Source organism: Pseudomonas multiresinivorans (assembly GCF_012971725.1).
Taxonomy (GTDB): Bacteria; Pseudomonadota; Gammaproteobacteria; order Pseudomonadales; family Pseudomonadaceae; genus Pseudomonas; species Pseudomonas multiresinivorans.
This window is the reverse complement of sequence record NZ_CP048833.1, coordinates 2,359,065-2,376,796: the sequence shown is the minus strand read 5'-3', so window position 1 is coordinate 2,376,796 and position 17,732 is coordinate 2,359,065. Positions and strand designations below refer to the sequence as shown.

Below are 17,732 nucleotides of genomic sequence, written 5' to 3'. Positions count from 1 at the left end.
TGTTTGCTCTGTTACTACCGGCCGCATAGATATCCCTCCCAGTCCATGACTAGGAGGACTGTAGCATCAGCTGCGGGTAATGCGCAGGGTGGTGGTTCCGTCGTAGCCGGCCGAGTAGGTGTACTGCGGGATGACCGCGCCAGGGCCGCTGACCTGCTTCTGGCCCTGGGTGTAGCGAACCTTAGGCAACTCGATGGTGTAGCTATCAGCGCCCTCCTCCAGCACAACGATGTGGCTGGTTTCGGTCTCGTTCAGCACCTTCGCCCACAGAGAGCCGTCCTTGAGGTAGGCGTTCATGGTGCCGGTGACAGCGGCAATGCCGTTGGTGACGCAGTAGGCCTCGCGCTGGAACAGCGAGAATGCAGCCTCCATGCCGTTATCGAGGCTCAGGTTCCACTCAGTGGCATATGCGATCACCTGACCGCCTTCGGTGAAGGAGCCGTTGGTGGTGACCATCATGTCGCTGGTGGTAGCAGCCATGAAAGTGGCGCCGCCCGGGATGGTGTACGGTTCGGCCTTGGTGCCGATCATCCCGAAGGTGATGCCAGCCTTGTCGCCCAGCGGGGCCGCGATGTTCATGGTGTTCACGCGGCAGCCGCGGTAGATGTAGTCGGCGCCGATGTCAGAGTGGCGCTCTAGGATGGCGAAGGAGCGCTCGGTCGAGCCAACGATCAGCACGTCGGTGGTCCAGGTTCCCTGCAGTGCCGCCTCGATCAGGTCGTCGAAGCTGCCGAAGCTCACCTCGGCGGCGATTTCGCCCTGGACGCTGTAGTTGCCGCCGCGGCTCGGTGCACGCTGGCGGGCCTGGTTGATCTCGGCCGACTCGATCTGGTTGATGTTCGGGCTGAGGCCCTCGGTGACGAAGCGGATCGGCTTGAACTGGGGGTTACCCGGGATCGATCCTTCCATGACGATGGTTATCGCAGGGCTGGCAGCAGCATCCACCAGGGTAACAGCGGAACCGTCGACGTTGGTGACGGTGATCTTGCCGGCCGCGGCGGTGGCAATCTTGCGCTTGCCGTTGTTCGCGGCATTGGCGAACCCGGAGACGGTGATGATCTGCCCAACGCCAAGGCCTGCGGTCAGGAAGCCGTTGCCGGAGTCGTTGTAGCTGGAGTCCGACGCAGTCGCGCTGATGGTAGCGGCGGTCTTGGTAGCGCCCTCCAGGACGTAGTAGAGCTTGACGGCAGAGCCGTTCGCAAAGCAGGCCATGGTTTATACCTCCGGACGGATGGTGTTGGCGCTGTAGTAGATGGAGACGTTGATCTGCTGCCAGCCGTCGACAGGCCGGAGGTTGTTTCGGGTGACGCGCTCGATGTGGACGCATTGGGTCTGGTAAACCAGGCGGCGCCCGGCGACGAAGTAGTCGCGCAGCTTCTGCACGGCGGCAAGGATGTTCACGGTGCCGTCGTTCATCGGATAGTTCAGGTCAACCTGGAAGACGCCGACTGTCTCGTCCATGCCTCCGGCGCCAAGGCTCGAAGGGTCGGTGCTGGCCGGCAGGTTGAACCAGGCCGCCCATGGCAGGGTTACTGCCGGCTTCGAGAAGTCCTTCCCCTCGCTGGCAGTCGGGATTCCGAGCGCCGTCGCCGTCAGCCCTGCGACCAGGGCGGCGTTGATCTTGATTTCGGACATTGGTCAGACTCTGAACTTGGCGATTGCCTGGTCGACGATGCGCTGCACGCGTGCCAGATTGCGGCGCACCATGCCGTTCGGGGCTTGCTTGCTACTGCCGTACTCGAGCTTGTCGATGTAGGGGAGCGAGTTCGACATGAAGGTCTCCTGCCCTGCCCCTTCCGGCGTCTTGGCGACGATCTCCGAAATGACAGCCGATCCTGACTTGTCCTCTCGGTTTATCTCGCCCTGAGCAGGTTTGTCGGCAGTGGTCACCCAATTGCCGCGGGCCCGGCCTGTGTCGACCGGCGTGTCCTTCACGGTGCCGCTGAAGAAGTCGATGGTCGCAGCCCGAGCAATCTTGTCCTGGGCGTCGATGATCTTCCGGACTGCGCTGTCCATGTCGCTGGTGAAGCTCATCACTTTCGCCCCTGGCAGAAGTAAACGAGCGGAGTTCCGGCTGGGTTCGCTTCTTTCACGTTAACGACCTGCCAGAGCACGCCGTCGACGTCGATGCGGGTGGTAAGCGCCGGCGCCCAGGTCAGTCCCTTGGCGGCGATGATGATCTTCTTGTCGCCCTGGCGAATCTCGGAGCCTTCCGCGTACTGCTGGCCAGACTCCTGCAGTGTGTAATCGAGCAGCAGAAGCTGTGCCGGCTGGCTGATCGGTGTATCGCCGGTTGTTTCACCGCTCACCGGGTCATAGGTCCCCGGAGTGATGTCGCGCAACGTCTGTTCAGAGCCGAACCGGCTGATCAGGCGCAGGGCCGTCGCAGCCATTCGGTCGTAGAAGGCACTCATGCACGCACCAGGCGGCCGTTGTAGGGACCGAAGGTGTACCTGGCGAAGAAGCCATCGGACTGACGCCCAGCGGCGGCCTTCGCCTTGTACCCGCTGATGGCGCCGTACTTGACGTCGACGGCGCCCTCCACGCGCTCCTCGGTGACGGCTCCGGTGCGAGCTTCTGGCGGGTCGATATCGTCCTGGTGAATTTCACAGGCCAGCGCCATCTGCCCCATCTTGATGTTGCGAGGCAGCGATGAGCCATCCGCCATAAAGCCACGGCGGACGGTGTAGTAGCGCGGCCATGGAAGGCCCTGCTCGTCATGAAGCTGGGTGCCAACCCATTCCATAGCCCACATGGCAACGCCGGCGCGGCGAAGGATCGCCTCACGCGCAGTGGTGTCACCCGGGATCGTCCAACCGTAGTCGCTGGCGAACTGCACCAGCTCATCCACGGTGACGAAGGAGTCGGCATCGGGCAGGCCGGCGCCAGTCTCAATGACGAGCGCCATGATCAGGCCTTACCTTTTGCCAGAGCGTCAGCGGCAGCCTTCTTAAGGCCTTCAGCGACGACAGAGCCATCAGCGCGAACGACTGAGTAGTTGCCGCGGCCCTTCTGGACCACAGTCAGAGTCTGCTCGGTCTCGGTCTCGGTCTCGGTCTCGGTCTCGGTCAGAGTGTTCGTGACCACTTCAGCCTGAGCAACCACGGCAGGCTGGCCGAGCAGCTTCTCGAGCACGAAGGCGGCAGCAAGGCCCTCCTCCATCTCAGGTACCGTCCATTGGCCGTAAGCGACGCGGGCGAAATAGGCCTCACGGTCCTTCAGCTCAACGCCGGCATAGGGCGCCGGGCCGTGGGCTTCGACAGGAACGCCTGCGAGCAATGCATCGTGGCCGATGTTGCTGTTCCATGTGACGATCTTGCCGGCACGGGCCAGAACGTCTCCCAGTGGTTCAGCATCGCCGCCAGCAGCGGGATGAGCACGGAACTCGTCATGCTCGACGGTTTCTGCCCAAGCCTCCAGCTTCGCTTCGGTGTCGAACTGGTGGGCCGCATCGCCGATGACCTGGCCGCAGAGAATTACCGGCCCGTCGCCCTTCACGGGCTTCTGGATATCCAGCCCAAGCGCCTCGAAACGGTCGGTCGGGCATTCGAATTCGGGGATCTTGTTCAGGCCGCCAAGGCCGACCTGCCAATAGCCTTCGGCATCGTCAGCAGTGGCGCGGCTCAGGTAGCCGTAGTCGATGACAAGGACCGGCACGTCGCGCTCCTGGTAGTCACGCAGCGCATCAGCGCCCTTGCCGCGCAGGCCGACGATCACAACGAGGTCGAAGTCCTCGATGCAGCCATGTCCGTAGTCCGGCAGGGAGCGGAACAGTGCGCGCTGGCCCTGCAGTTCGAAGCCATGCTTCATGGCCACAGCGGCAACCTGGTGGTCCCGCGCGTAGATACCGATCTTCATTGCAACCTCCAAAAGAAAGCCCCTCCGAAGAGGGGCTTCTGGCCTTAGCGGCTCTGGATGACCACGCCCGCGAAGTCCTTGAAGGAATCGCGGTTCGGGTCCCAGTTGGTACCGGTACCCAGAGCGGTGTCGGTGGGGTTGGCAGCGCCGTTGGCGATGTCCCACTTGAAGCCGCGGACGCCCAGGTTGTAGGCGAACTCACCCTGCAGGCGGGTGATCAGGTTCTCGTTGCCGGTCACGTTCTCGATGACCAGTTCCTCTTCCTCGGTGTTCTCGACGATCAGACCGCCGGCGGTGAGGCCGAGGGTGTAGTAATCGGTCACAGCGGTGGAACCGGAGCCGGAGTTCACGAGCAGCGCGTCGGAGTCGGTCACCAGAACCGGGCGGTTCAGGGTTACCGGGGTACCGGTGGCCACGTTGAAGTTCGACACGCCATCGATGTTGGAGGTGATCTGGTTCTGCACCAGGTCGTAGTAGGCCTTGGAGTGCATGACCCAGCACACGATCTGGCTGCCAGCGTCGCCGAACTTCGACAGGCCGGAGACCAGGCCGGCGGTTCCGAGGGTGCCGTTGGTGGGGATGGTGTACTTCACCGAAGCCTGGGCGTTCAGAGCGGCGCGGCCGGCACGCAGGGCGGAGTTGAGCATTTCCACCTGCATGGCCTTGGCTGCCTGCTCGCCGAGGATGAAGGACATCTCGTCTTCGGCCAGGCCGGCCATGATCTTGCGGAAGGCGTCCTTGGTCTGGTCGACCGGGCCGATCTTGCGGTTCAGCTTGACGCTGACCCACTCGTCCTGGGTCATGCCGAGGATGGTCGCGGCCGAGGTGCTGGTGGTGTCGCGACGGGTGATCAGGTTCGCAACGTTCTTGAAGAACGCCTGTTGCGAGTAGTCACCGCGGCGGCTGAGGGTGGACAGGGCGATCGCGCCGGCCGAGGCCGCGTTGAACGCGCTGCTGTTCTGGGTCAGGGTCTCGATGACGCCGGCCTGGAACTGGTCCTGATAGACCTTGAAGTCAGAAGCTTTGCCTGCGGCCATGATTCATTCTCCCAATGGCTTAGGCGGGAAGCGCCAGGTAGGCGTCTTTCCCGTTTTTGCTGATGTATTCGGCCTTCTGCTTGGCGGTCATCTTGGACCGCGGGGTGCCCGGCCGAACGTCGCTACCAGTGCCGCCGGCGCCGCTGCCACTGCCGTTGGCAGGGAACCAGTGCGGGCGAGTCTCTTTCATCTCCGCGAACCACTCCTTGAGGGTCAGCGGCTTGCCGTCTTTGCCGAAGCGTCCTTCTTTGGCGATGGGGTTGCCCTCATCGTCCAGCTCGAAGTCGCGCGAAGCAGCCAGCATGGCGTCCTCCATGGCGAACTTGTGGACGCCCGCGTCGGTGGCGGCGCCGATCACCTCGCCCTTGAGCACGCGGGAAGCGAACTTCTCGGTGCGGGACTGGTGACGGGTTGCCTCGTCGCGAGCGGCCTGCAGATCGCGGTCATAGCCGGACTTCATGCGCTCAGTGCGCTTGCTCAGGACTTCGTCGATCTTGCCCGCTGCGATGAGCTGGGCCTCTTCGTCGTCCGAGAAGCGCTGCAGGATGGATTTCACGGCCTCGGGGTCGATTCCGTCGAAGGTCTTCAGCTTGTCGCCCTGCTCTTTCAGCTTGCCCAGGAGTTCGGAGTTCTTGGTCTTGAGACCGCCCACTGCCGCAGTTACCTGTGCATCGATCAGAGCCTGGATTTCCGGGGTGATCTCTGGCCCTTGGCCGCCACCACCGTTACCGCCTTCGCCGCCTTCTTCCTGCATGAACAGCTGCTTGAGTTGGAACATGTGTTATCCCCTTGGGACTGTTGGCGCCCTTGGCGCATAAAAAAGCCCCGGCATTGCCGAGGCTGGAAATGAAAAAGCCCGCTCAGTGGCGGGCTTCTGGTGTTCAGGTACGTGCTACTCGATTTTCACTCCGACGGAACTCAATGCCGCAATTACCGCATCAGGGTCGTATGCAAATCCACCCGCATCGTCGTTGCCGAACCATTCCTGCTCTGGCAGTTGGACAGATGTCGATGCCCTGGAAGCCTTCCACCCTTCCCAAGCAATGCTCAGGGTTTCGCTCTCATAACCGTCGCCGTTGTCGTACTCGCGAACGGGCTCTCTGCCGTAGAAGACAGATGCCCATTCCTCAAACTTCTCGCGAATCACGTCGCTCATGCCAGAACCACCCTCTCACCCTTCATGAAGCAGTGCGCGCAAAGCAGCTGCTTGGTGCCTCCGGAGGGCTTGCCGTTTTTGATCATGACGCCGATCTTGGTCTCGATGACCTCAATGCAGCCGCATCGGTGGCAGCTGACGGTATAACTCGGCCTGGATGCCTTCACACGATCGATCACGCGCTGCTTTTCCGTGTCCGGTGGCGGCGTTCCGTCGATTACCTTGAAGGGGTATTTATCTGTCATGCAGCGATCTTACGCCGTAATCCCCGCACGCTCAAAGAGGTCTTCGTCGCGCTTCTTGAGCTCATCCAGGCTGTAAACCTTGCCCTTGTCGTTGGTGAACTTATCGATGTCCACCTTGCCGTCGCGGAACAGCTTTCCGCGGGTCGGGCCAAGGACCTCATCCTGGAATGCTGCTGGCTTGTCTCGCAGCCAATCACTGTAGCTCACATCGTCGGCGACGTACCCGTCCATGCTGGCCTGGGTGCCCTTCCCGATCTGCTCCTTGGTGAGGCCCAGCTCTTCCCATGACTTGATGACCGGGGTCGAGGTGCTGCGGCAGTTGATATGCCGCGGCGGCATCGGGCCTTTGCCGATCGGGAAGGTCTTACCCGACAGGCTTGCGCAGGTGATTGTGGTGCGGCCGTCAAGCGTGGCCAGGAACTGCCATTCTTCCACCAGGTCGTCGTTCTCCGCGTAGAAGGCCTGGCGGGTGAAGTTCGACAGGTGGTTGACCGAGGTTCTGACGATTGCTTCGGCGTTCCGGCGATCGATCTCCAGCAGGCCGTCTGCGTACCCGCCGGTGCGAGTACCACGAATCCGGCGGATCATCTGGTCGACCGTCTCGCCTTCGACAAACCCCGTGCGAATGGCATCCCGCACGCGGGTCATGCGATCTGCCTCGAGGTCCTTGGTGAACTCCGAGAGCAGCTTGCCCTGGAATGGCCTGGACATCGCCGCGGCGTAGACCTGCTGGGCGTTAACCGAGTTGATCGGCACCACTACCTGGACAGGCTCCGGGATCGTGTTCAGGAAGAGCTTGTGCTGGTACTCCGCCTCGTAGGCGACGAAGGCCTGCATCTCGGCATCCAGCTCCCTCCTGAGCGCCTGATAGGCCTGCGCGTTGATCTTCTGCACCGACTGCAGCAGTTGATCCAATCGTTGCACAGTGAAGCTGCCAGGAGGCATCTGCTCGATCGCGTCCATCAACTGGCCGAAGAGGTCTTTGTCGACCCGGTTCAGCAGCGAGATCATCCGCTGAACTACGCCATTGCTGAACCGCTGAAGGCTGACCGCGTGCGCAATCTCGGCGTCGGCCAGCTTGTCGTTAACCGTTGCCACCGCCGGTTCCCATCATGCCCAGCGCTGGGCCTTGCGACTCGATGCGCTCCTTCTCCGACTCCCAGTCCAGTTCACTGGAGAGCACACCGCGGCGCTGGTACTCGCCGAACAAGGTCTCGTCGGAGAGCTTGCCCTGGGCTGCCATGCTGAGCAGGGTCGGCATGGTCGCTTCCGGCGCGTAATCGATCTCGAAGTTTCCGCGGGCCTGGACATGACCGCCTTCAGCCTCGCCGATGTAGTCCGCCATGATCTGAAGCATCTGGGCCACAGCATCCTCGAACTGCCCAGACATCATCTGCAACGGAGACATCTCGATCGCAGCGTCTTCCTGGGCCTGCTCGGCGGTCTTCGGCGCGGCATTCTCCAAGCGGAGGAGCTTGGCGCCGGCGATGCGCATCTCCTCGATCATGTCCTTCAGGGAGTCTCGGCCGGCCTCGATGGCCTTTCCGCCGTGCTCCACGTAGGTCAGTTTGGCATCCGGGTTGTCGTTCTTGGCCAGCGTGCCGCCGCCAATCACGATGGCGTGGTCCTGCTCGAAGCCGGCGCCGAACAGAATTGGCACCCGGGCGTAGTGCAGGATCGTGTCCTGGTCGCTCTGGCTCTGCCAGTGCTTCACGTTCAGGTAGGCCAGTTCCATCAGCGGCGGTTTGCCGGTGAGGAAGCCGGTCCGCTTGGTGTAGAACGGCACGATGGGGACGTAGCTGAGACTGGATGCGCCTTCGTCGTAGAGCGTCCAGGCGTCTTTACCGTCGTTGCGGTAGATAGCCCACTTGCCCGGCTCGAGAACGCGGACCTGCTCGACAGCCTGTTGAGCGAAGGCGCCCTGGTCTTCGTAAACGCATTCCAGGTAACGGAACTGCAGCAGTTGACCGCCGGATTCCTTCCAGCCCAGCACCTGCTCAGGCCTGATGTGGATCGCATACGGCCGGGCGCCCGTGGTGATGACGTCCGCCTCGGTGACGATCGTCTCGCCGTCTGCCTCGCTCGCTGGAGTCTGCGGATAGTCGACGTAGACGAAGCTGATTGCCTTGGCCAGGGCATCTTCGAACCAGGCGCGGCCGAATACGGTGCCGCTGTTGCCCTGCTGGTCGATGTCCTGCCAGTACCCTTTCAGCCGTTCCGGCACGTCGTCCATCAGGTGGATCGGCTCGGCGAACACCCGGCTGCCCATGTTCATCACGGTTTCCGAGTAGGCCGGCAGCAAGGTCGACGTCATCAGGCGGCACTTGTACGCCTCGGAGTCCTCCGCCGGCCAGCGCGGCAGTAGCGCTTCACCGGAAGCACGCATCGCCCCGGTCCCGCCCATCAGCGGGCTGACGATGGCCCAATGGGCACGCATCTTCTGCACGTCGTCGCTGACGATGCTCGGATCATCGCTCATTGAGTTACATCCTTAGAGGCTCGGAGGTGGCAAGGCGCCGGACTATCGGGAACTGGTTGTGAATGAAGTAGCCGCCCGCATCGTTCGCGTGGTCTGCGCCCTGGGACTTGTCAGGCTCGCCGTTCTCTCCCCACACCTGCTGCTCAAGGCAGTCTGCATAGGTCGGGCAACGGTCCTCGTTCACCAGGTAGCGGCGCTCGCCGGCCGCGTTGAGGAACATCGCGTTCATCGCATTGATCCGGTCCTTGACCGGCGGGTTGGCCTCGGGCGCTTTCACCCTGAAGCCTGCCTGCTTGAGCAATGCGATATCGGTGGTGCTGGCGTTCACTGACTTGCGTGAATCCCCTGAGGCGTCCGGGAAGATCGTGATCTCGCAGGTCTTCTGGTAGGTGTTGCCGTCGAAGCGCCAGTAGCGCTCCTTGATCTTCTGGATCATGTCCGGCGTGTCGTAGCCCTTCATGATCTCGTCGACGGCCCGCGGCAGGCCGTCACGCTTCACATGGATGACCGCGGACATCTTGCCGACGTTGAAGTCCATACCGATGTGCAGCGGCTCTCCTGGCTGCTGGACGTCGTTGCAGCCATTCAGCGTGCGACTGTAGGCGTGGTACACCGATCCAGACGTCAGGTTGACGAACAGGCCTTCCAGATATGCCTGGATCAGCTGCGGCGGGTACGACTCCATCAGTGACGGAATGTAGTCTTCCGGCAGGTTCAGTTCGTTGTCGTAGGTGCTGGCCTGGATCAGGCCGTACAGGTCGGTAAGGTGTGGCTTCTCGCGCAGCTGTTTCACGAACTGCTGGTGGACGAACTTGAAGCCCTCAGGCGTCGTGGTGACGTCCACCCCGTTCCTCAGCCCGTGCTCGTTGTAGCGCATCCGGGCGATGATCTTGCGCCAGGCATGCTGCGCCTTGAGCACTGGCAGCACATCGAGCTCATCGACTAGGCCGTGCCCGATCTTGAACCCAACGATGGTCTGCGGCTTCTCCATGGATCGGCAAATGGTCGTGCTGCGGTATCGCCCGCCAGCGTAGAACTCGACCTCTTTATCGCTCTCCTTCGTCTTGACTTTTAGGCCCCAGTCGAAGGCGACTTCCTCGATGGTCGGGAAGAAGATGTCGCGGATCTGCGGGTAAGTCGGGGCGAAGTACCCTGAGTTGATCCCAGGCCACTCCCACACGTGCTTGCAGATTCCAGCGGAGCCTACCCAGGTCTTACCAGAGCCAAACCCTGCGACAAATGCCCTGAACTTGTGCGGCAGAGCCAGGAATTTTCCCTGAGGTACGTTAAGCGTCGGCATCGCGCTTCCTGGCGTCGACGATCTCGACCTCCACGCGAGCAGGCGGTACGTCATCCGGGCCAGAATCAATCTTGGCCTGACGGTTCACGTACATATCGCCTGTTTCCTTCGCGGCCTGCTCCAGGATCTGCAACGTAAGCCTGGCGTTCTTGCTGCTCTCTGCCTTCTCGGCGAGGCGGCCCAATGTGCGCAACCTGAAGGCTCGGTTCGCAATCGGAATCTCTGAGGTGTCCTCGCGGAATCGCTTGCGAGTGTCTTGAAACAGGGTTACCCACTTTGCCGCCAATGTTGAGCCAGCACGCTTCGTTGGGTCGTGCGTCTCACACTGTTGCCGGCTAATCTCGATACCAAATTCTTCTTTGACGGCCTGAACCACCTGAGACGGCGTATCGAAACAGGCCAGAGCCTGAACGATGAAGGCTTTCACCTCATCTTTGAGCGCTGCCATAGATTCGAATCCGTCTAGTGCCTGTCAAATATCAGGCCGACTTCAGTAGACAGGTTCCGCAGGCCCTCGCGATGTTGATCTTCGCCACCTCGGGCGGGTTGTTTGCCGCCTCTACCAGGGCCTTAACCCCTTCACTGGCGCCATATCGACGGACCACGCCGACGAACTCCTCGACGTCATGGCCGCGAAGCTTGAGCTTTGGCTGGCCTTCATCGGTGAACTGCGGCTCACCGTCGGCATTAAGCTTCTGTGCCATGTGGTAAAGCTCATGCTCGATCAGGGCGCAGAACTCAGCGTCTGAGCACTCTGCGCAGTAATCGGCAGCCAGAGTAATCAGGAAGCTCGGGAGATAACCGAACCACTGGAGCATCTGCTGCTCCTGCCTGCCCTTCTGCCATGCACTGCAGCGGAAGGTGACTTCCTCACACTGGCCAAGCACGAGGCGCCCTTGCTTTTCGAATCCAGATGCAGCCCAGAGAAAGGCAATCGGAGCATCCTCAAGGTGAGCGTGATCCTCGTTACGAAGCTTCCCGCCTTCCAGCACGAAGGTGTTCATCGCCCACTCCATTACCTCAGGAGCAGGAATGAAGGCATCAGCCCAATCAGCGCCTTCGGAAAACTGGCCGATGGTCTCAGGCGGGAGTGGTCGCGCCATAGTTCATTGCCGTTACTCAGCAGCCATGCCGTTGAGGACGTTGGTTTCCTGTACGAAGTGGCCTGCAAGAATGGAGACGAGGAAGCCCTGGAGGATTCCCGCATCCTTGGCCTTCTGGACAGCTGCAGCGATCTCCTCGGAGAAGGTGACAAGGGTGCATTCAGTCTCTTGGCTCACTGGCTTCGAGGAGTAGATGCGACTCACCTTTTCCATCAGCTCACCCACCACTTGATCAGCCAGGCACCCAGCCCCATCAGGAACAGCGCAATTCCAGTGAAGAACCGGACATAGGCGACGATCACGTCATCCGTCCTGTGCGAGCCGATGTAGAGAAAGAGGCCGGCGAGGCAGAGGGCGAGGATGATCCAGTTCATTTCAGCAGCGCCGTCTTGGCCACCGTGATCAGGTCGCCAACCATCTGGATGAAGTTCTTGCCGCCCTTCCGGTATTCGGCATAGGCGAAGAAGCCGCGGACTAGCACCCAGCCGGGCAGACCACAGGCGAAGACCATCCCGAGCAGTGCGCAAAGGCCGAAAACATCATCAGCCCATGCCATCAGCCCGAAGGCCTTGATCAGTGCAGCGCCTCCGCCAATCGAACCCACCAGGGTGCAGATCAGCGAAACGACGAATTCTTTCACCGTCTTCGGGATGGTGAGCGCCATAACCACCACAGCGGCCAGAGCTGCCATGCAGCCGAACGCGCCGAGCTTGTACAGCGCAATCCCGCCAGCGGCAGTAGTGGCCGGCTCTGTCATGTCGTTCAGCCTCATAGGGAGAGTTCCTGCGACCATCGCCGGTCGGGCACTGCGGGAGAATGGTGCCGCCACCAGGCATCGAACCCGGGACCTGCCGATTACAAGTCGGCTGCTCTACCGGCTGAGCTATAGCGGCTTGAAGAAAACGCCGGACGGAGGGCCGGCAGCGCTGGGGAGCGCAACAAGACTTAAAGTGCTGGTTAGAGCTCTTCTGGCTCGATAACCGGAACTTTGTTGCCGATTACCTGCATCGGCAGAAAGCGCATGTGCTTCCTGGCGTATGGGTAGTCGTCGGGATGGATAAGGATTCGCTCAAGACGGACTCCCCTTCGCTGCGCTTCGAGAATCCAGCGCGAGATGCGAAGGTCCAGGTCCATCGAGACTCCAGAAATAAAAAACCCGACCAGTGGTCGGGTTAGGATTTCTTGACTGCGGAGATATGACCAGATTTGGCCTAATTTAAGCGAATTTGTGAGATACGCATCTCAGTTCGCAATTACCGCAGCATGGGAAGAATTCTGCTCGCTTGTTCGCTCGTTGTCAATATGACTACATCGGATCGACTTCGATCATGTTGCCGTCCTCGTCGTATGCATACCAAGTACCGAGCTCGCGAGTAACTAAGTGCTCCTTACCGCAACCAGAGCAGTAGATGCTTTCGCCAAGTTTCGGTGGCGGACATACGTCGAAATCGATCAACGAATTCGGACAGTCATATTCGAACCAAGGATCATGATTCATCACGCAGCCTCATCGAACAGAAGCTGGTCCTGGCTCAATAGAGGAGCTGCGGCCTTGATCGCCTCAGTCACCTGGTCCTCCAGCCATTTCCTGGTGATCGACTTCCAGCGGCGCAGGGTTCCTTCTGGCGTTCCGTCGGTGTCCCATGTGTGGATCTCATAGAACTTCTCCGGCAGCCCGTAACGCGACGTCTTCACGCCATCCTTCACGCCACGCTTCGGTGGGATAGCCCAGGCCGTGACACACTTCATGCGGAACAGGTGGTGTGCAGGGGTGACAGCGCGCGGCGCGAGCCAGCGGACAGAGTCTGCAACTTCACGATCGTTGATGCTGTACTTCGCAACCAACACGCTCCAGTGCTCAGGCTTCAGCTCACGGTGCAGCATGGCGCGAGTCATGGCGTCCTGAGCAAGGCGCTCAGATGCAGTCAGTGGGCAAGGATTAGCGGCAGGCGGCTCTTCCTGATATCCGGCCTCGTACCGGCGCTGCCAGTCGGCCTTCTGCGTGCCGTCGATGGTCTCGATGCTCATGATGCGTGCAATGGCGTGCTCTGCGTCGCGATAGATCATGCTGCTTCCCCTTTCAACATGTCCGGATTCACCGTGTGGCGCGCTACTTCACCGTGTTCCTTGTGGAGCACGATGCACTTCATGTTCTGCCGGGAACGCCAGCCGCCTGAGTGTGCGTAACTGTCGCCTGGGGCGAGCGTGTTGAACGACTCGACCACGCAGCCTGGGTATTCCTTCTTGCTCTCATGGTGGATATGACCTGTGTACCAGTAGCGGTGGCGGGTTTCGCCCCACTCTTGAGCTCGGTCGGTTGCCATGATTCCAGGCAGCTTGTCCGCCTTGCTGGTGTGGCCGTGATGCATGCCGATCAGGGTCTTACCCCAGCGGTAGTAGCTAAAGACGCTGGGAGAGGTTTCAACGGTGACACGAGGCTCTTTGCTGTAGAGGTGGGCGAATAGACGGCTTAGCCATACAGCTCCAGTCTCGTCATGGTTGCCGATGACGTGGACCAGATGGACGCTCTCGTGCTTATCCAGAGCCGATTCGACTACCTGGCGCATGGCGAGGATAAGCACATCGACCATCTTGGCGTAGCGGCTATCGGCGTCCAGGTGATGGCCTGACCGGGGGGTGACGGCGATCATCGAGTCATAGTGCGCTGCATCCCCAAGATTGATGATCAGCGCCTGGCGGGTAGCCGGCGCAGATTCCACCAGTGCAGCCATGGCACCACAATGGACACGCTCGGCGATATCCAGATCCCAGTCCTTGCCGCATTCCTCGCCCCAGATGTACTCACCAAAATGGGGATCGCCTATGGGGTATGTGGTCAGCAGGTGGTCGATGTATTCACCCTTAGCTTTTCGCGGCACCACTACCGGAAGGTCTTTCACCGCAGCATGGCAAGATGCCTCGAACAGCTCGCGCTGGCGATCTTCGTCGATGCTGGACTTCACCCATTGCCCCGCCGCCGCACCGTCCTTGTTGTAGTAGGTGCTGACCCCTTTGACCTTGTAGCCATCCGGCACGGTGTGAACCATGTCGTGTTCAGGGCTCCAGCCCTTGCGCACCAGAGCAGCACGACGGCGCTCAACCTGACGCACACTGATGCCGAACTTCTTAGCGATCTTTGCGTTGGTCATCGTGCGAACAGCTTCGATCAGTTCGTTATCGCTGATGATGCGCGCGGCCATTAGGCTTGCTCCTGTCTGGTCACTCGGTCTTGAAGGGAGTCGTGCGGCGGGAGGTTGTCCGCGATGGTGAAGTGGCGAGGCGACTTGTCTGCGAACAGGCCTTTCAGGTGCGCCACTTGTGGCGTCAAGCTTTCCACCAGCTCCCGGTAGCCGGCGCCGTTGTATTGGCGGTCATCCATCAGCTTCCCGGCCGCTTTGGCGTCCACGAGGATTGCAAGGCAGGCCAGAGCGTTGGCAAGGTGTGGCGAGCCGCTGTCTGGCGCACACTCCTCCCCTTCGAACCAGGCATCAAGGTGACGCTTGCAGGCGTCGACGTAGATTGATGCCCGAACGCCAGCCTCCCGCCAGTTGCTTCGCCCGTACTTCAGCATTCCCTCTAGCAGGCCGATGCAGCCCATAGCAGTTGCGGTAGTCGGCCACAAATGGAGAGGCAGCTTTCCGCTACCGATGAGGTCTTTTGGGTTGGTCAGCTTGACGTCGCTCATGCGCTCTCCCCTTTGCGATGAAAGGTCTTGTCGTACCAGCGGTAGAAGTACTGCGCGGACGTGATCCCAATCGATCCACCGAAGCCGGAGATAACCAGGAAAGGCACGGTATCTATCCGCGAATGCGCGACGGCCCAGATGTAGCCGAACTGCGCGAGCGTGATCATCCAGGACACCACAAATCCAGCGGCGATCTTGTCGTCACGAAGGAGCTTGCTGTTCAGGCCGAGCAGGAACACCTGAGCAAAGGCCGAGGTGAAGATCAGGACACCCTGCATCTCTGCCGTCATGACTTCTCTCCGAACCGCGCGATCAACAACGCATCTGCGATTGCTTGCCCGCGGCATTTGGTGTCCAGGTCCCGCAGATTCGGATAGAGCTGGATTGCGCGACTCCTCGCAGCGTCCTTATCCATGCCGATCAGGCCGGCGCGTTTCTTCCATGCCTGCGGCGTGACCAACGAATAAGGAATGCTTAGGCCTTGGAGGATGCCTTCCACAACGCCTGCCGCATGGCCGAAGGTGAACATGGATGAGACGCCCTGCCCTGGCATCGCTCCAACCTGCTCCAAGTAAGCGTGCGAGACGAACTCTCCCACCTTCTCGCGCAGGAACGCGGCTATTGCGGCACCGTTTACGCGGCTCTTGGTGCCAACCTTGACGGTAGGCATGTTGAGGCTGGCCACATGGTTCAGGCTCTCGGTGAGCACAACGATTGCCCCGCTGCAGCCTGGGTCGATACCAATGATCATGCAGGCTCCCCCGGTTCGAACCCCATGGTCCCCATCAGGGCCTCATACTTGGCAGACTCAAGGACGCCGATCACCCAGACCGGATTGAGTCCAGCGGCGCGGGCTTCATCGATAGCCTTGTGGATCGACTCGCCGAGGTCTTCTGCAACCACTACCAGGCGGTCGTACTTGTCGGAGCGAACTGGAAGCTTGGTTATGCTCATTCCTGCGTCCTCGTTTTCCGAGATGCCATGTCTTCGAGCCAGTTGAGTTCGTGGGGCTGGATGAGCCAGGCCCAAGCGATCACGTTTGAGCGCTGCTCTTCATCAAGCTCCTTCCTTGTCCACGGCGTGGTTAGAGAGCTTTCTCCCGCCGCGTCGACGGTTCCGATCAGGAAAATCCCCTCATACACCGCAGAACGGATGACCATGCCTGGCTCCAATTGCTTGGGTGCTCCTTCGTTCCACTGGACTTGGCGGATGTTGCTCATGCGTGCTTCTCCTTGGCCTTCTGGCTAAACACCTGAAGCAGAATCAAAAGCGAGGCTATGCATGAAGCTGCTGCGACCACCTGATGGCCAGTGGAAACCAGTGCATAGAGTTGGTAAGCAGTGCATGGGATGCTGATCCACACGTTCTTACCCGTATCGCCCGTGACCGCCTTGTCGATACCGAGGGCTAGCACAGCAACCCAGCACAGAACCGTCAGCGTGGACACCACATAGAACGCGAATAGATGCCATGGGCCCTGGCCGAAGAGAACTAGCGAGCTCAAAGCCACGCTAAAGATGGTCGTCATAACTGTTTTCATACCCCCTCCTTCGCATCGATCAGGCCCATGCGCGCGAGCTGGGCGATGGTGTCCAAAGAAGCCTTGCGCAGAACCTCGCGGCGCTCTTCACGGGTGTACTTGGTGCCGTTATCCAACTCGTAGTGACATTCCGGGCACAGTGCTGCGCAGAGACAGTCATCCGTCTTCTGACTCATGCCTTTTCCTTCGTTGAGGTGTGCTGCTTGCACGCCGTACTTACCGCACAGCATGCAGCATTCGATCTGGTGGACAGCTGCGAGCCATTTGCGGGAGCGGTAGGGTTGGGAGCGCTGGGAGAGGATCATGCGATTTCGCTCCAATCTGCCCACTTGCCAGTACGCCTCTTGATTTCCTCACGCTTCAGGAAAAGAAGATGGCGGCACTCTTCACAGCAGTCTTCGTCGTTACTCGGGTTCTTGATTGAGCGCGAGGTACGCAGCGACCAATTCCCACAATCGCAGCGAACAACCCAGCGGGCGGCCTTCTTAGCCGACATACCGAGGACAGTAAACCTGCCGAACTTCACGCCGCGCAGGTCAATGAACCCAGAGGTAGCCATCTCGCCCTCGGTCGGCGCCCGCACCTGCAGGGGAAGATCGATGCAGACCGCCCCGTACTTCTTGCGTGAGTCGAAGTGCTCGCCCTTCTTGATGACTTTGGCTGCGGTGCCATTTACTGGAGCCTCATGACCGACTCTCATGCGGCCTCCCAGTAATCGCGAGTGGTAAACTTCACGCCGTGCTCGGCTGCGAAGGACTCCATGACGAGGAAGATGTCGTTAAACCACTTCTTCGACTGCTTGCTGGTCGAGACGCCGAGGACGACGAACCCTCCGTTGATTCCGGGAACTGCGTCCTGCTGCTGAACTGCGGCGCTGAAAATGTGCTTCCACGATTCGCTGTCCAGCTTCCGGCCGTACCATTCGACCTGCTGGGAGATGTCGCGGAGCATGGCCCAGAGACGTCGGTTCTGAGCGTCACTGCGGGCAGCATCCTTCAGACTCCAGGACTTGCCTTCGCCCAGGTCGAGGCGCTGCAAGATGGCGATAGCGCGGGCACGGTCCTGCTCGGTGCGGATGGGGAACGAGGGATTAGCCATGACGCTTCTCCTCCAGCTCCGCACAATCGATGCAGCGCGTCACACCCGGCACAGCCTCACGTCGCAGAAGCGGAATCTCACAGTCGCAGTCCTCGCAGTGAGTAGCGCTGTTGCCGATGTACTGCACGCGGCCAAACAAGCGGTCTGCTAGCTCCTGCTCGGCGTAGTCGTTGGCAAGATCGACGATGTCCATATCAGGCAACTCCTATGACTGCGGCCAGAGCGATGCAG

31 protein-coding genes and 1 tRNA gene are annotated in these 17,732 nt (G+C 60.5%); all 32 read right to left on the bottom strand.

All coding sequences use genetic code 11. The features are described 5' to 3' along the window. Positions 1-66 precede the first annotated feature (66 nt). The gene (locus G4G71_RS11190; protein ID WP_169937639.1) at positions 67-1,212 is read right to left on the bottom strand and encodes a phage tail tube protein; all 1,146 of its coding nucleotides are present in this window, start codon (positions 1,210-1,212) and stop codon (positions 67-69) included. A 3-nt stretch (positions 1,213-1,215) separates the two neighbouring features. Beyond that, on the bottom strand, positions 1,216-1,635 hold the full coding sequence (locus tag G4G71_RS11185; RefSeq protein ID WP_169937637.1) for a phage tail terminator-like protein: 420 nt from the start codon (positions 1,633-1,635) through the stop codon (positions 1,216-1,218). A gap of 3 nt (positions 1,636-1,638) precedes the next feature. Next, complete coding sequence (locus tag G4G71_RS11180) at positions 1,639-2,034, bottom strand: HK97 gp10 family phage protein (protein ID WP_169937635.1); 396 nt, start codon at positions 2,032-2,034, stop codon at positions 1,639-1,641. Continuing rightward, on the bottom strand, positions 2,034-2,414 hold the full coding sequence (locus G4G71_RS11175; RefSeq protein WP_169937633.1) for a hypothetical protein: 381 nt from the start codon (positions 2,412-2,414) through the stop codon (positions 2,034-2,036). Before G4G71_RS11175 ends, G4G71_RS11180 begins: the two co-directional genes overlap by 1 nt. Beyond that, complete coding sequence (locus G4G71_RS11170; RefSeq protein ID WP_169937630.1) at positions 2,411-2,908, bottom strand: DnaT-like ssDNA-binding protein; 498 nt, start codon at positions 2,906-2,908, stop codon at positions 2,411-2,413. The genes G4G71_RS11175 and G4G71_RS11170 overlap by 4 nt, the downstream gene beginning before the upstream one ends. 2 nt (positions 2,909-2,910) lie before the next feature. Next, positions 2,911-3,858, bottom strand: coding sequence for a hypothetical protein (locus tag G4G71_RS11165; RefSeq protein WP_169937628.1), 948 nt, complete (start codon positions 3,856-3,858; stop codon positions 2,911-2,913). A 44-nt stretch (positions 3,859-3,902) separates the two neighbouring features. After that, positions 3,903-4,895 carry a major capsid protein gene (locus tag G4G71_RS11160; protein ID WP_169937626.1) on the bottom strand — a complete coding sequence of 331 codons (993 nt, stop codon included), beginning with the start codon at positions 4,893-4,895 and terminating at the stop codon, positions 3,903-3,905. 19 nt (positions 4,896-4,914) lie between these two features. Then, positions 4,915-5,673 (bottom strand): hypothetical protein, encoded by a 759-nt coding sequence (locus tag G4G71_RS11155; RefSeq protein WP_169937624.1) that lies wholly within the window; start codon positions 5,671-5,673, stop codon positions 4,915-4,917. Positions 5,674-5,787: 114 nt separating this feature from the next. After that, the gene (locus G4G71_RS11150; protein ID WP_169937622.1) at positions 5,788-6,051 is read right to left on the bottom strand and encodes a phiTE_015 family protein; all 264 of its coding nucleotides are present in this window, start codon (positions 6,049-6,051) and stop codon (positions 5,788-5,790) included. Then, positions 6,048-6,296 (bottom strand): hypothetical protein, encoded by a 249-nt coding sequence (locus tag G4G71_RS11145; protein WP_169937620.1) that lies wholly within the window; start codon positions 6,294-6,296, stop codon positions 6,048-6,050. Before G4G71_RS11145 ends, G4G71_RS11150 begins: the two co-directional genes overlap by 4 nt. Positions 6,297-6,305: 9 nt before the next feature. Then, positions 6,306-7,394, bottom strand: coding sequence for a phage head morphogenesis protein (locus tag G4G71_RS11140; RefSeq protein WP_169937618.1), 1,089 nt, complete (start codon positions 7,392-7,394; stop codon positions 6,306-6,308). Continuing rightward, positions 7,381-8,775 carry a DUF4055 domain-containing protein gene (locus G4G71_RS11135; RefSeq protein WP_169937616.1) on the bottom strand — a complete coding sequence of 465 codons (1,395 nt, stop codon included), beginning with the start codon at positions 8,773-8,775 and terminating at the stop codon, positions 7,381-7,383. Before G4G71_RS11135 ends, G4G71_RS11140 begins: the two co-directional genes overlap by 14 nt. Before the next feature lie 4 nt (positions 8,776-8,779). After that, positions 8,780-10,075, bottom strand: coding sequence for a terminase large subunit domain-containing protein (locus tag G4G71_RS11130; protein WP_169937614.1), 1,296 nt, complete (start codon positions 10,073-10,075; stop codon positions 8,780-8,782). Further along, on the bottom strand, positions 10,062-10,523 hold the full coding sequence (locus G4G71_RS11125) for a DUF2280 domain-containing protein (protein ID WP_169937612.1): 462 nt from the start codon (positions 10,521-10,523) through the stop codon (positions 10,062-10,064). The genes G4G71_RS11130 and G4G71_RS11125 overlap by 14 nt, the downstream gene beginning before the upstream one ends. A gap of 31 nt (positions 10,524-10,554) precedes the next feature. Then, on the bottom strand, positions 10,555-11,178 hold the full coding sequence (locus tag G4G71_RS11120) for a putative metallopeptidase (RefSeq protein WP_169937609.1): 624 nt from the start codon (positions 11,176-11,178) through the stop codon (positions 10,555-10,557). A gap of 12 nt (positions 11,179-11,190) precedes the next feature. Beyond that, complete coding sequence (locus G4G71_RS11115) at positions 11,191-11,391, bottom strand: hypothetical protein (protein ID WP_169937607.1); 201 nt, start codon at positions 11,389-11,391, stop codon at positions 11,191-11,193. Then, the gene (locus G4G71_RS11110) at positions 11,391-11,552 is read right to left on the bottom strand and encodes a hypothetical protein (RefSeq protein ID WP_169937605.1); all 162 of its coding nucleotides are present in this window, start codon (positions 11,550-11,552) and stop codon (positions 11,391-11,393) included. The genes G4G71_RS11115 and G4G71_RS11110 overlap by 1 nt, the downstream gene beginning before the upstream one ends. After that, positions 11,549-11,950 (bottom strand): hypothetical protein, encoded by a 402-nt coding sequence (locus G4G71_RS11105; RefSeq protein WP_169937603.1) that lies wholly within the window; start codon positions 11,948-11,950, stop codon positions 11,549-11,551. Before G4G71_RS11105 ends, G4G71_RS11110 begins: the two co-directional genes overlap by 4 nt. 45 nt (positions 11,951-11,995) lie before the next feature. After that, a tRNA-Thr gene (locus G4G71_RS11100) sits at positions 11,996-12,071 on the bottom strand. Positions 12,072-12,135: 64 nt separating this feature from the next. Beyond that, positions 12,136-12,312 (bottom strand): hypothetical protein, encoded by a 177-nt coding sequence (locus tag G4G71_RS11095; RefSeq protein ID WP_169937601.1) that lies wholly within the window; start codon positions 12,310-12,312, stop codon positions 12,136-12,138. Between the two features lie 363 nt (positions 12,313-12,675). Then, positions 12,676-13,245 carry a hypothetical protein gene (locus G4G71_RS11090; RefSeq protein ID WP_169937599.1) on the bottom strand — a complete coding sequence of 190 codons (570 nt, stop codon included), beginning with the start codon at positions 13,243-13,245 and terminating at the stop codon, positions 12,676-12,678. After that, the gene (locus tag G4G71_RS11085) at positions 13,242-14,378 is read right to left on the bottom strand and encodes an oxidoreductase (RefSeq protein ID WP_169937597.1); all 1,137 of its coding nucleotides are present in this window, start codon (positions 14,376-14,378) and stop codon (positions 13,242-13,244) included. Before G4G71_RS11085 ends, G4G71_RS11090 begins: the two co-directional genes overlap by 4 nt. Then, positions 14,378-14,863 (bottom strand): dATP/dGTP diphosphohydrolase domain-containing protein, encoded by a 486-nt coding sequence (locus tag G4G71_RS11080; RefSeq protein WP_205896262.1) that lies wholly within the window; start codon positions 14,861-14,863, stop codon positions 14,378-14,380. Before G4G71_RS11080 ends, G4G71_RS11085 begins: the two co-directional genes overlap by 1 nt. Continuing rightward, on the bottom strand, positions 14,860-15,153 hold the full coding sequence (locus tag G4G71_RS11075; protein ID WP_169937595.1) for a hypothetical protein: 294 nt from the start codon (positions 15,151-15,153) through the stop codon (positions 14,860-14,862). Before G4G71_RS11075 ends, G4G71_RS11080 begins: the two co-directional genes overlap by 4 nt. Further along, a complete protein-coding gene (locus G4G71_RS11070; protein WP_169937593.1) occupies positions 15,150-15,614 on the bottom strand; it encodes a RuvC family protein in 465 nt (154 codons plus the stop codon). The genes G4G71_RS11075 and G4G71_RS11070 overlap by 4 nt, the downstream gene beginning before the upstream one ends. Next, complete coding sequence (locus G4G71_RS11065) at positions 15,611-15,817, bottom strand: hypothetical protein (RefSeq protein WP_169937591.1); 207 nt, start codon at positions 15,815-15,817, stop codon at positions 15,611-15,613. Before G4G71_RS11065 ends, G4G71_RS11070 begins: the two co-directional genes overlap by 4 nt. Next, a complete protein-coding gene (locus G4G71_RS11060; RefSeq protein WP_169937589.1) occupies positions 15,814-16,083 on the bottom strand; it encodes a hypothetical protein in 270 nt (89 codons plus the stop codon). Before G4G71_RS11060 ends, G4G71_RS11065 begins: the two co-directional genes overlap by 4 nt. After that, positions 16,080-16,403, bottom strand: coding sequence for a hypothetical protein (locus tag G4G71_RS11055; protein ID WP_169937587.1), 324 nt, complete (start codon positions 16,401-16,403; stop codon positions 16,080-16,082). The genes G4G71_RS11060 and G4G71_RS11055 overlap by 4 nt, the downstream gene beginning before the upstream one ends. Next, on the bottom strand, positions 16,400-16,708 hold the full coding sequence (locus G4G71_RS11050) for a hypothetical protein (RefSeq protein ID WP_169937585.1): 309 nt from the start codon (positions 16,706-16,708) through the stop codon (positions 16,400-16,402). Before G4G71_RS11050 ends, G4G71_RS11055 begins: the two co-directional genes overlap by 4 nt. Further along, positions 16,705-17,103: a hypothetical protein gene (locus tag G4G71_RS11045; protein WP_169937583.1), complete on the bottom strand. Its 399-nt coding sequence runs from the start codon at positions 17,101-17,103 to the stop codon at positions 16,705-16,707. The genes G4G71_RS11050 and G4G71_RS11045 overlap by 4 nt, the downstream gene beginning before the upstream one ends. Continuing rightward, positions 17,100-17,501 carry a recombination protein NinB gene (locus G4G71_RS11040; RefSeq protein ID WP_169937581.1) on the bottom strand — a complete coding sequence of 134 codons (402 nt, stop codon included), beginning with the start codon at positions 17,499-17,501 and terminating at the stop codon, positions 17,100-17,102. The genes G4G71_RS11045 and G4G71_RS11040 overlap by 4 nt, the downstream gene beginning before the upstream one ends. Then, complete coding sequence (locus G4G71_RS11035; RefSeq protein WP_169937579.1) at positions 17,494-17,694, bottom strand: TraR/DksA C4-type zinc finger protein; 201 nt, start codon at positions 17,692-17,694, stop codon at positions 17,494-17,496. The genes G4G71_RS11040 and G4G71_RS11035 overlap by 8 nt, the downstream gene beginning before the upstream one ends. Positions 17,695-17,732 lie beyond the last annotated feature (38 nt).

Bases quoted from the DNA above. Each gene is read 5' to 3' on its own strand.
- G4G71_RS11185 (WP_169937637.1), bottom strand. From the start codon at position 1,635: ATGTCCGAAATCAAGATCAACGCCGCCCTGGTCGCAGGGCTGACGGCG.
- G4G71_RS11040 (WP_169937581.1), bottom strand. From the start codon at position 17,501: ATGGCTAATCCCTCGTTCCCCATCCGCACCGAGCAGGACCGTGCCCGC.
- G4G71_RS11135 (WP_169937616.1), bottom strand. From the start codon at position 8,775: ATGAGCGATGATCCGAGCATCGTCAGCGACGACGTGCAGAAGATGCGT.
- G4G71_RS11080 (WP_205896262.1), bottom strand. From the start codon at position 14,863: ATGAGCGACGTCAAGCTGACCAACCCAAAAGACCTCATCGGTAGCGGA.
- G4G71_RS11125 (WP_169937612.1), bottom strand. From the start codon at position 10,523: ATGGCAGCGCTCAAAGATGAGGTGAAAGCCTTCATCGTTCAGGCTCTG.
- G4G71_RS11045 (WP_169937583.1), bottom strand. From the start codon at position 17,103: ATGAGAGTCGGTCATGAGGCTCCAGTAAATGGCACCGCAGCCAAAGTC.
- G4G71_RS11050 (WP_169937585.1), bottom strand. From the start codon at position 16,708: ATGATCCTCTCCCAGCGCTCCCAACCCTACCGCTCCCGCAAATGGCTC.
- G4G71_RS11035 (WP_169937579.1), bottom strand. From the start codon at position 17,694: ATGGACATCGTCGATCTTGCCAACGACTACGCCGAGCAGGAGCTAGCA.
- G4G71_RS11070 (WP_169937593.1), bottom strand. From the start codon at position 15,614: ATGATCATTGGTATCGACCCAGGCTGCAGCGGGGCAATCGTTGTGCTC.
- G4G71_RS11175 (WP_169937633.1), bottom strand. From the start codon at position 2,414: ATGAGTGCCTTCTACGACCGAATGGCTGCGACGGCCCTGCGCCTGATC.
- G4G71_RS11150 (WP_169937622.1), bottom strand. From the start codon at position 6,051: ATGAGCGACGTGATTCGCGAGAAGTTTGAGGAATGGGCATCTGTCTTC.
- G4G71_RS11120 (WP_169937609.1), bottom strand. From the start codon at position 11,178: ATGGCGCGACCACTCCCGCCTGAGACCATCGGCCAGTTTTCCGAAGGC.
- G4G71_RS11085 (WP_169937597.1), bottom strand. From the start codon at position 14,378: ATGGCCGCGCGCATCATCAGCGATAACGAACTGATCGAAGCTGTTCGC.
- G4G71_RS11115 (WP_169937607.1), bottom strand. From the start codon at position 11,391: ATGGAAAAGGTGAGTCGCATCTACTCCTCGAAGCCAGTGAGCCAAGAG.
- G4G71_RS11075 (WP_169937595.1), bottom strand. From the start codon at position 15,153: ATGACGGCAGAGATGCAGGGTGTCCTGATCTTCACCTCGGCCTTTGCT.
- G4G71_RS11060 (WP_169937589.1), bottom strand. From the start codon at position 16,083: ATGAGCAACATCCGCCAAGTCCAGTGGAACGAAGGAGCACCCAAGCAA.
- G4G71_RS11170 (WP_169937630.1), bottom strand. From the start codon at position 2,908: ATGGCGCTCGTCATTGAGACTGGCGCCGGCCTGCCCGATGCCGACTCC.
- G4G71_RS11055 (WP_169937587.1), bottom strand. From the start codon at position 16,403: ATGAAAACAGTTATGACGACCATCTTTAGCGTGGCTTTGAGCTCGCTA.
- G4G71_RS11090 (WP_169937599.1), bottom strand. From the start codon at position 13,245: ATGATCTATCGCGACGCAGAGCACGCCATTGCACGCATCATGAGCATC.
- G4G71_RS11065 (WP_169937591.1), bottom strand. From the start codon at position 15,817: ATGAGCATAACCAAGCTTCCAGTTCGCTCCGACAAGTACGACCGCCTG.
- G4G71_RS11105 (WP_169937603.1), bottom strand. From the start codon at position 11,950: ATGAGGCTGAACGACATGACAGAGCCGGCCACTACTGCCGCTGGCGGG.
- G4G71_RS11095 (WP_169937601.1), bottom strand. From the start codon at position 12,312: ATGGACCTGGACCTTCGCATCTCGCGCTGGATTCTCGAAGCGCAGCGA.
- G4G71_RS11165 (WP_169937628.1), bottom strand. From the start codon at position 3,858: ATGAAGATCGGTATCTACGCGCGGGACCACCAGGTTGCCGCTGTGGCC.
- G4G71_RS11145 (WP_169937620.1), bottom strand. From the start codon at position 6,296: ATGACAGATAAATACCCCTTCAAGGTAATCGACGGAACGCCGCCACCG.
- G4G71_RS11155 (WP_169937624.1), bottom strand. From the start codon at position 5,673: ATGTTCCAACTCAAGCAGCTGTTCATGCAGGAAGAAGGCGGCGAAGGC.
- G4G71_RS11110 (WP_169937605.1), bottom strand. From the start codon at position 11,552: ATGAACTGGATCATCCTCGCCCTCTGCCTCGCCGGCCTCTTTCTCTAC.
- G4G71_RS11160 (WP_169937626.1), bottom strand. From the start codon at position 4,895: ATGGCCGCAGGCAAAGCTTCTGACTTCAAGGTCTATCAGGACCAGTTC.
- G4G71_RS11180 (WP_169937635.1), bottom strand. From the start codon at position 2,034: ATGAGCTTCACCAGCGACATGGACAGCGCAGTCCGGAAGATCATCGAC.
- G4G71_RS11190 (WP_169937639.1), bottom strand. From the start codon at position 1,212: ATGGCCTGCTTTGCGAACGGCTCTGCCGTCAAGCTCTACTACGTCCTG.
- G4G71_RS11130 (WP_169937614.1), bottom strand. From the start codon at position 10,075: ATGCCGACGCTTAACGTACCTCAGGGAAAATTCCTGGCTCTGCCGCAC.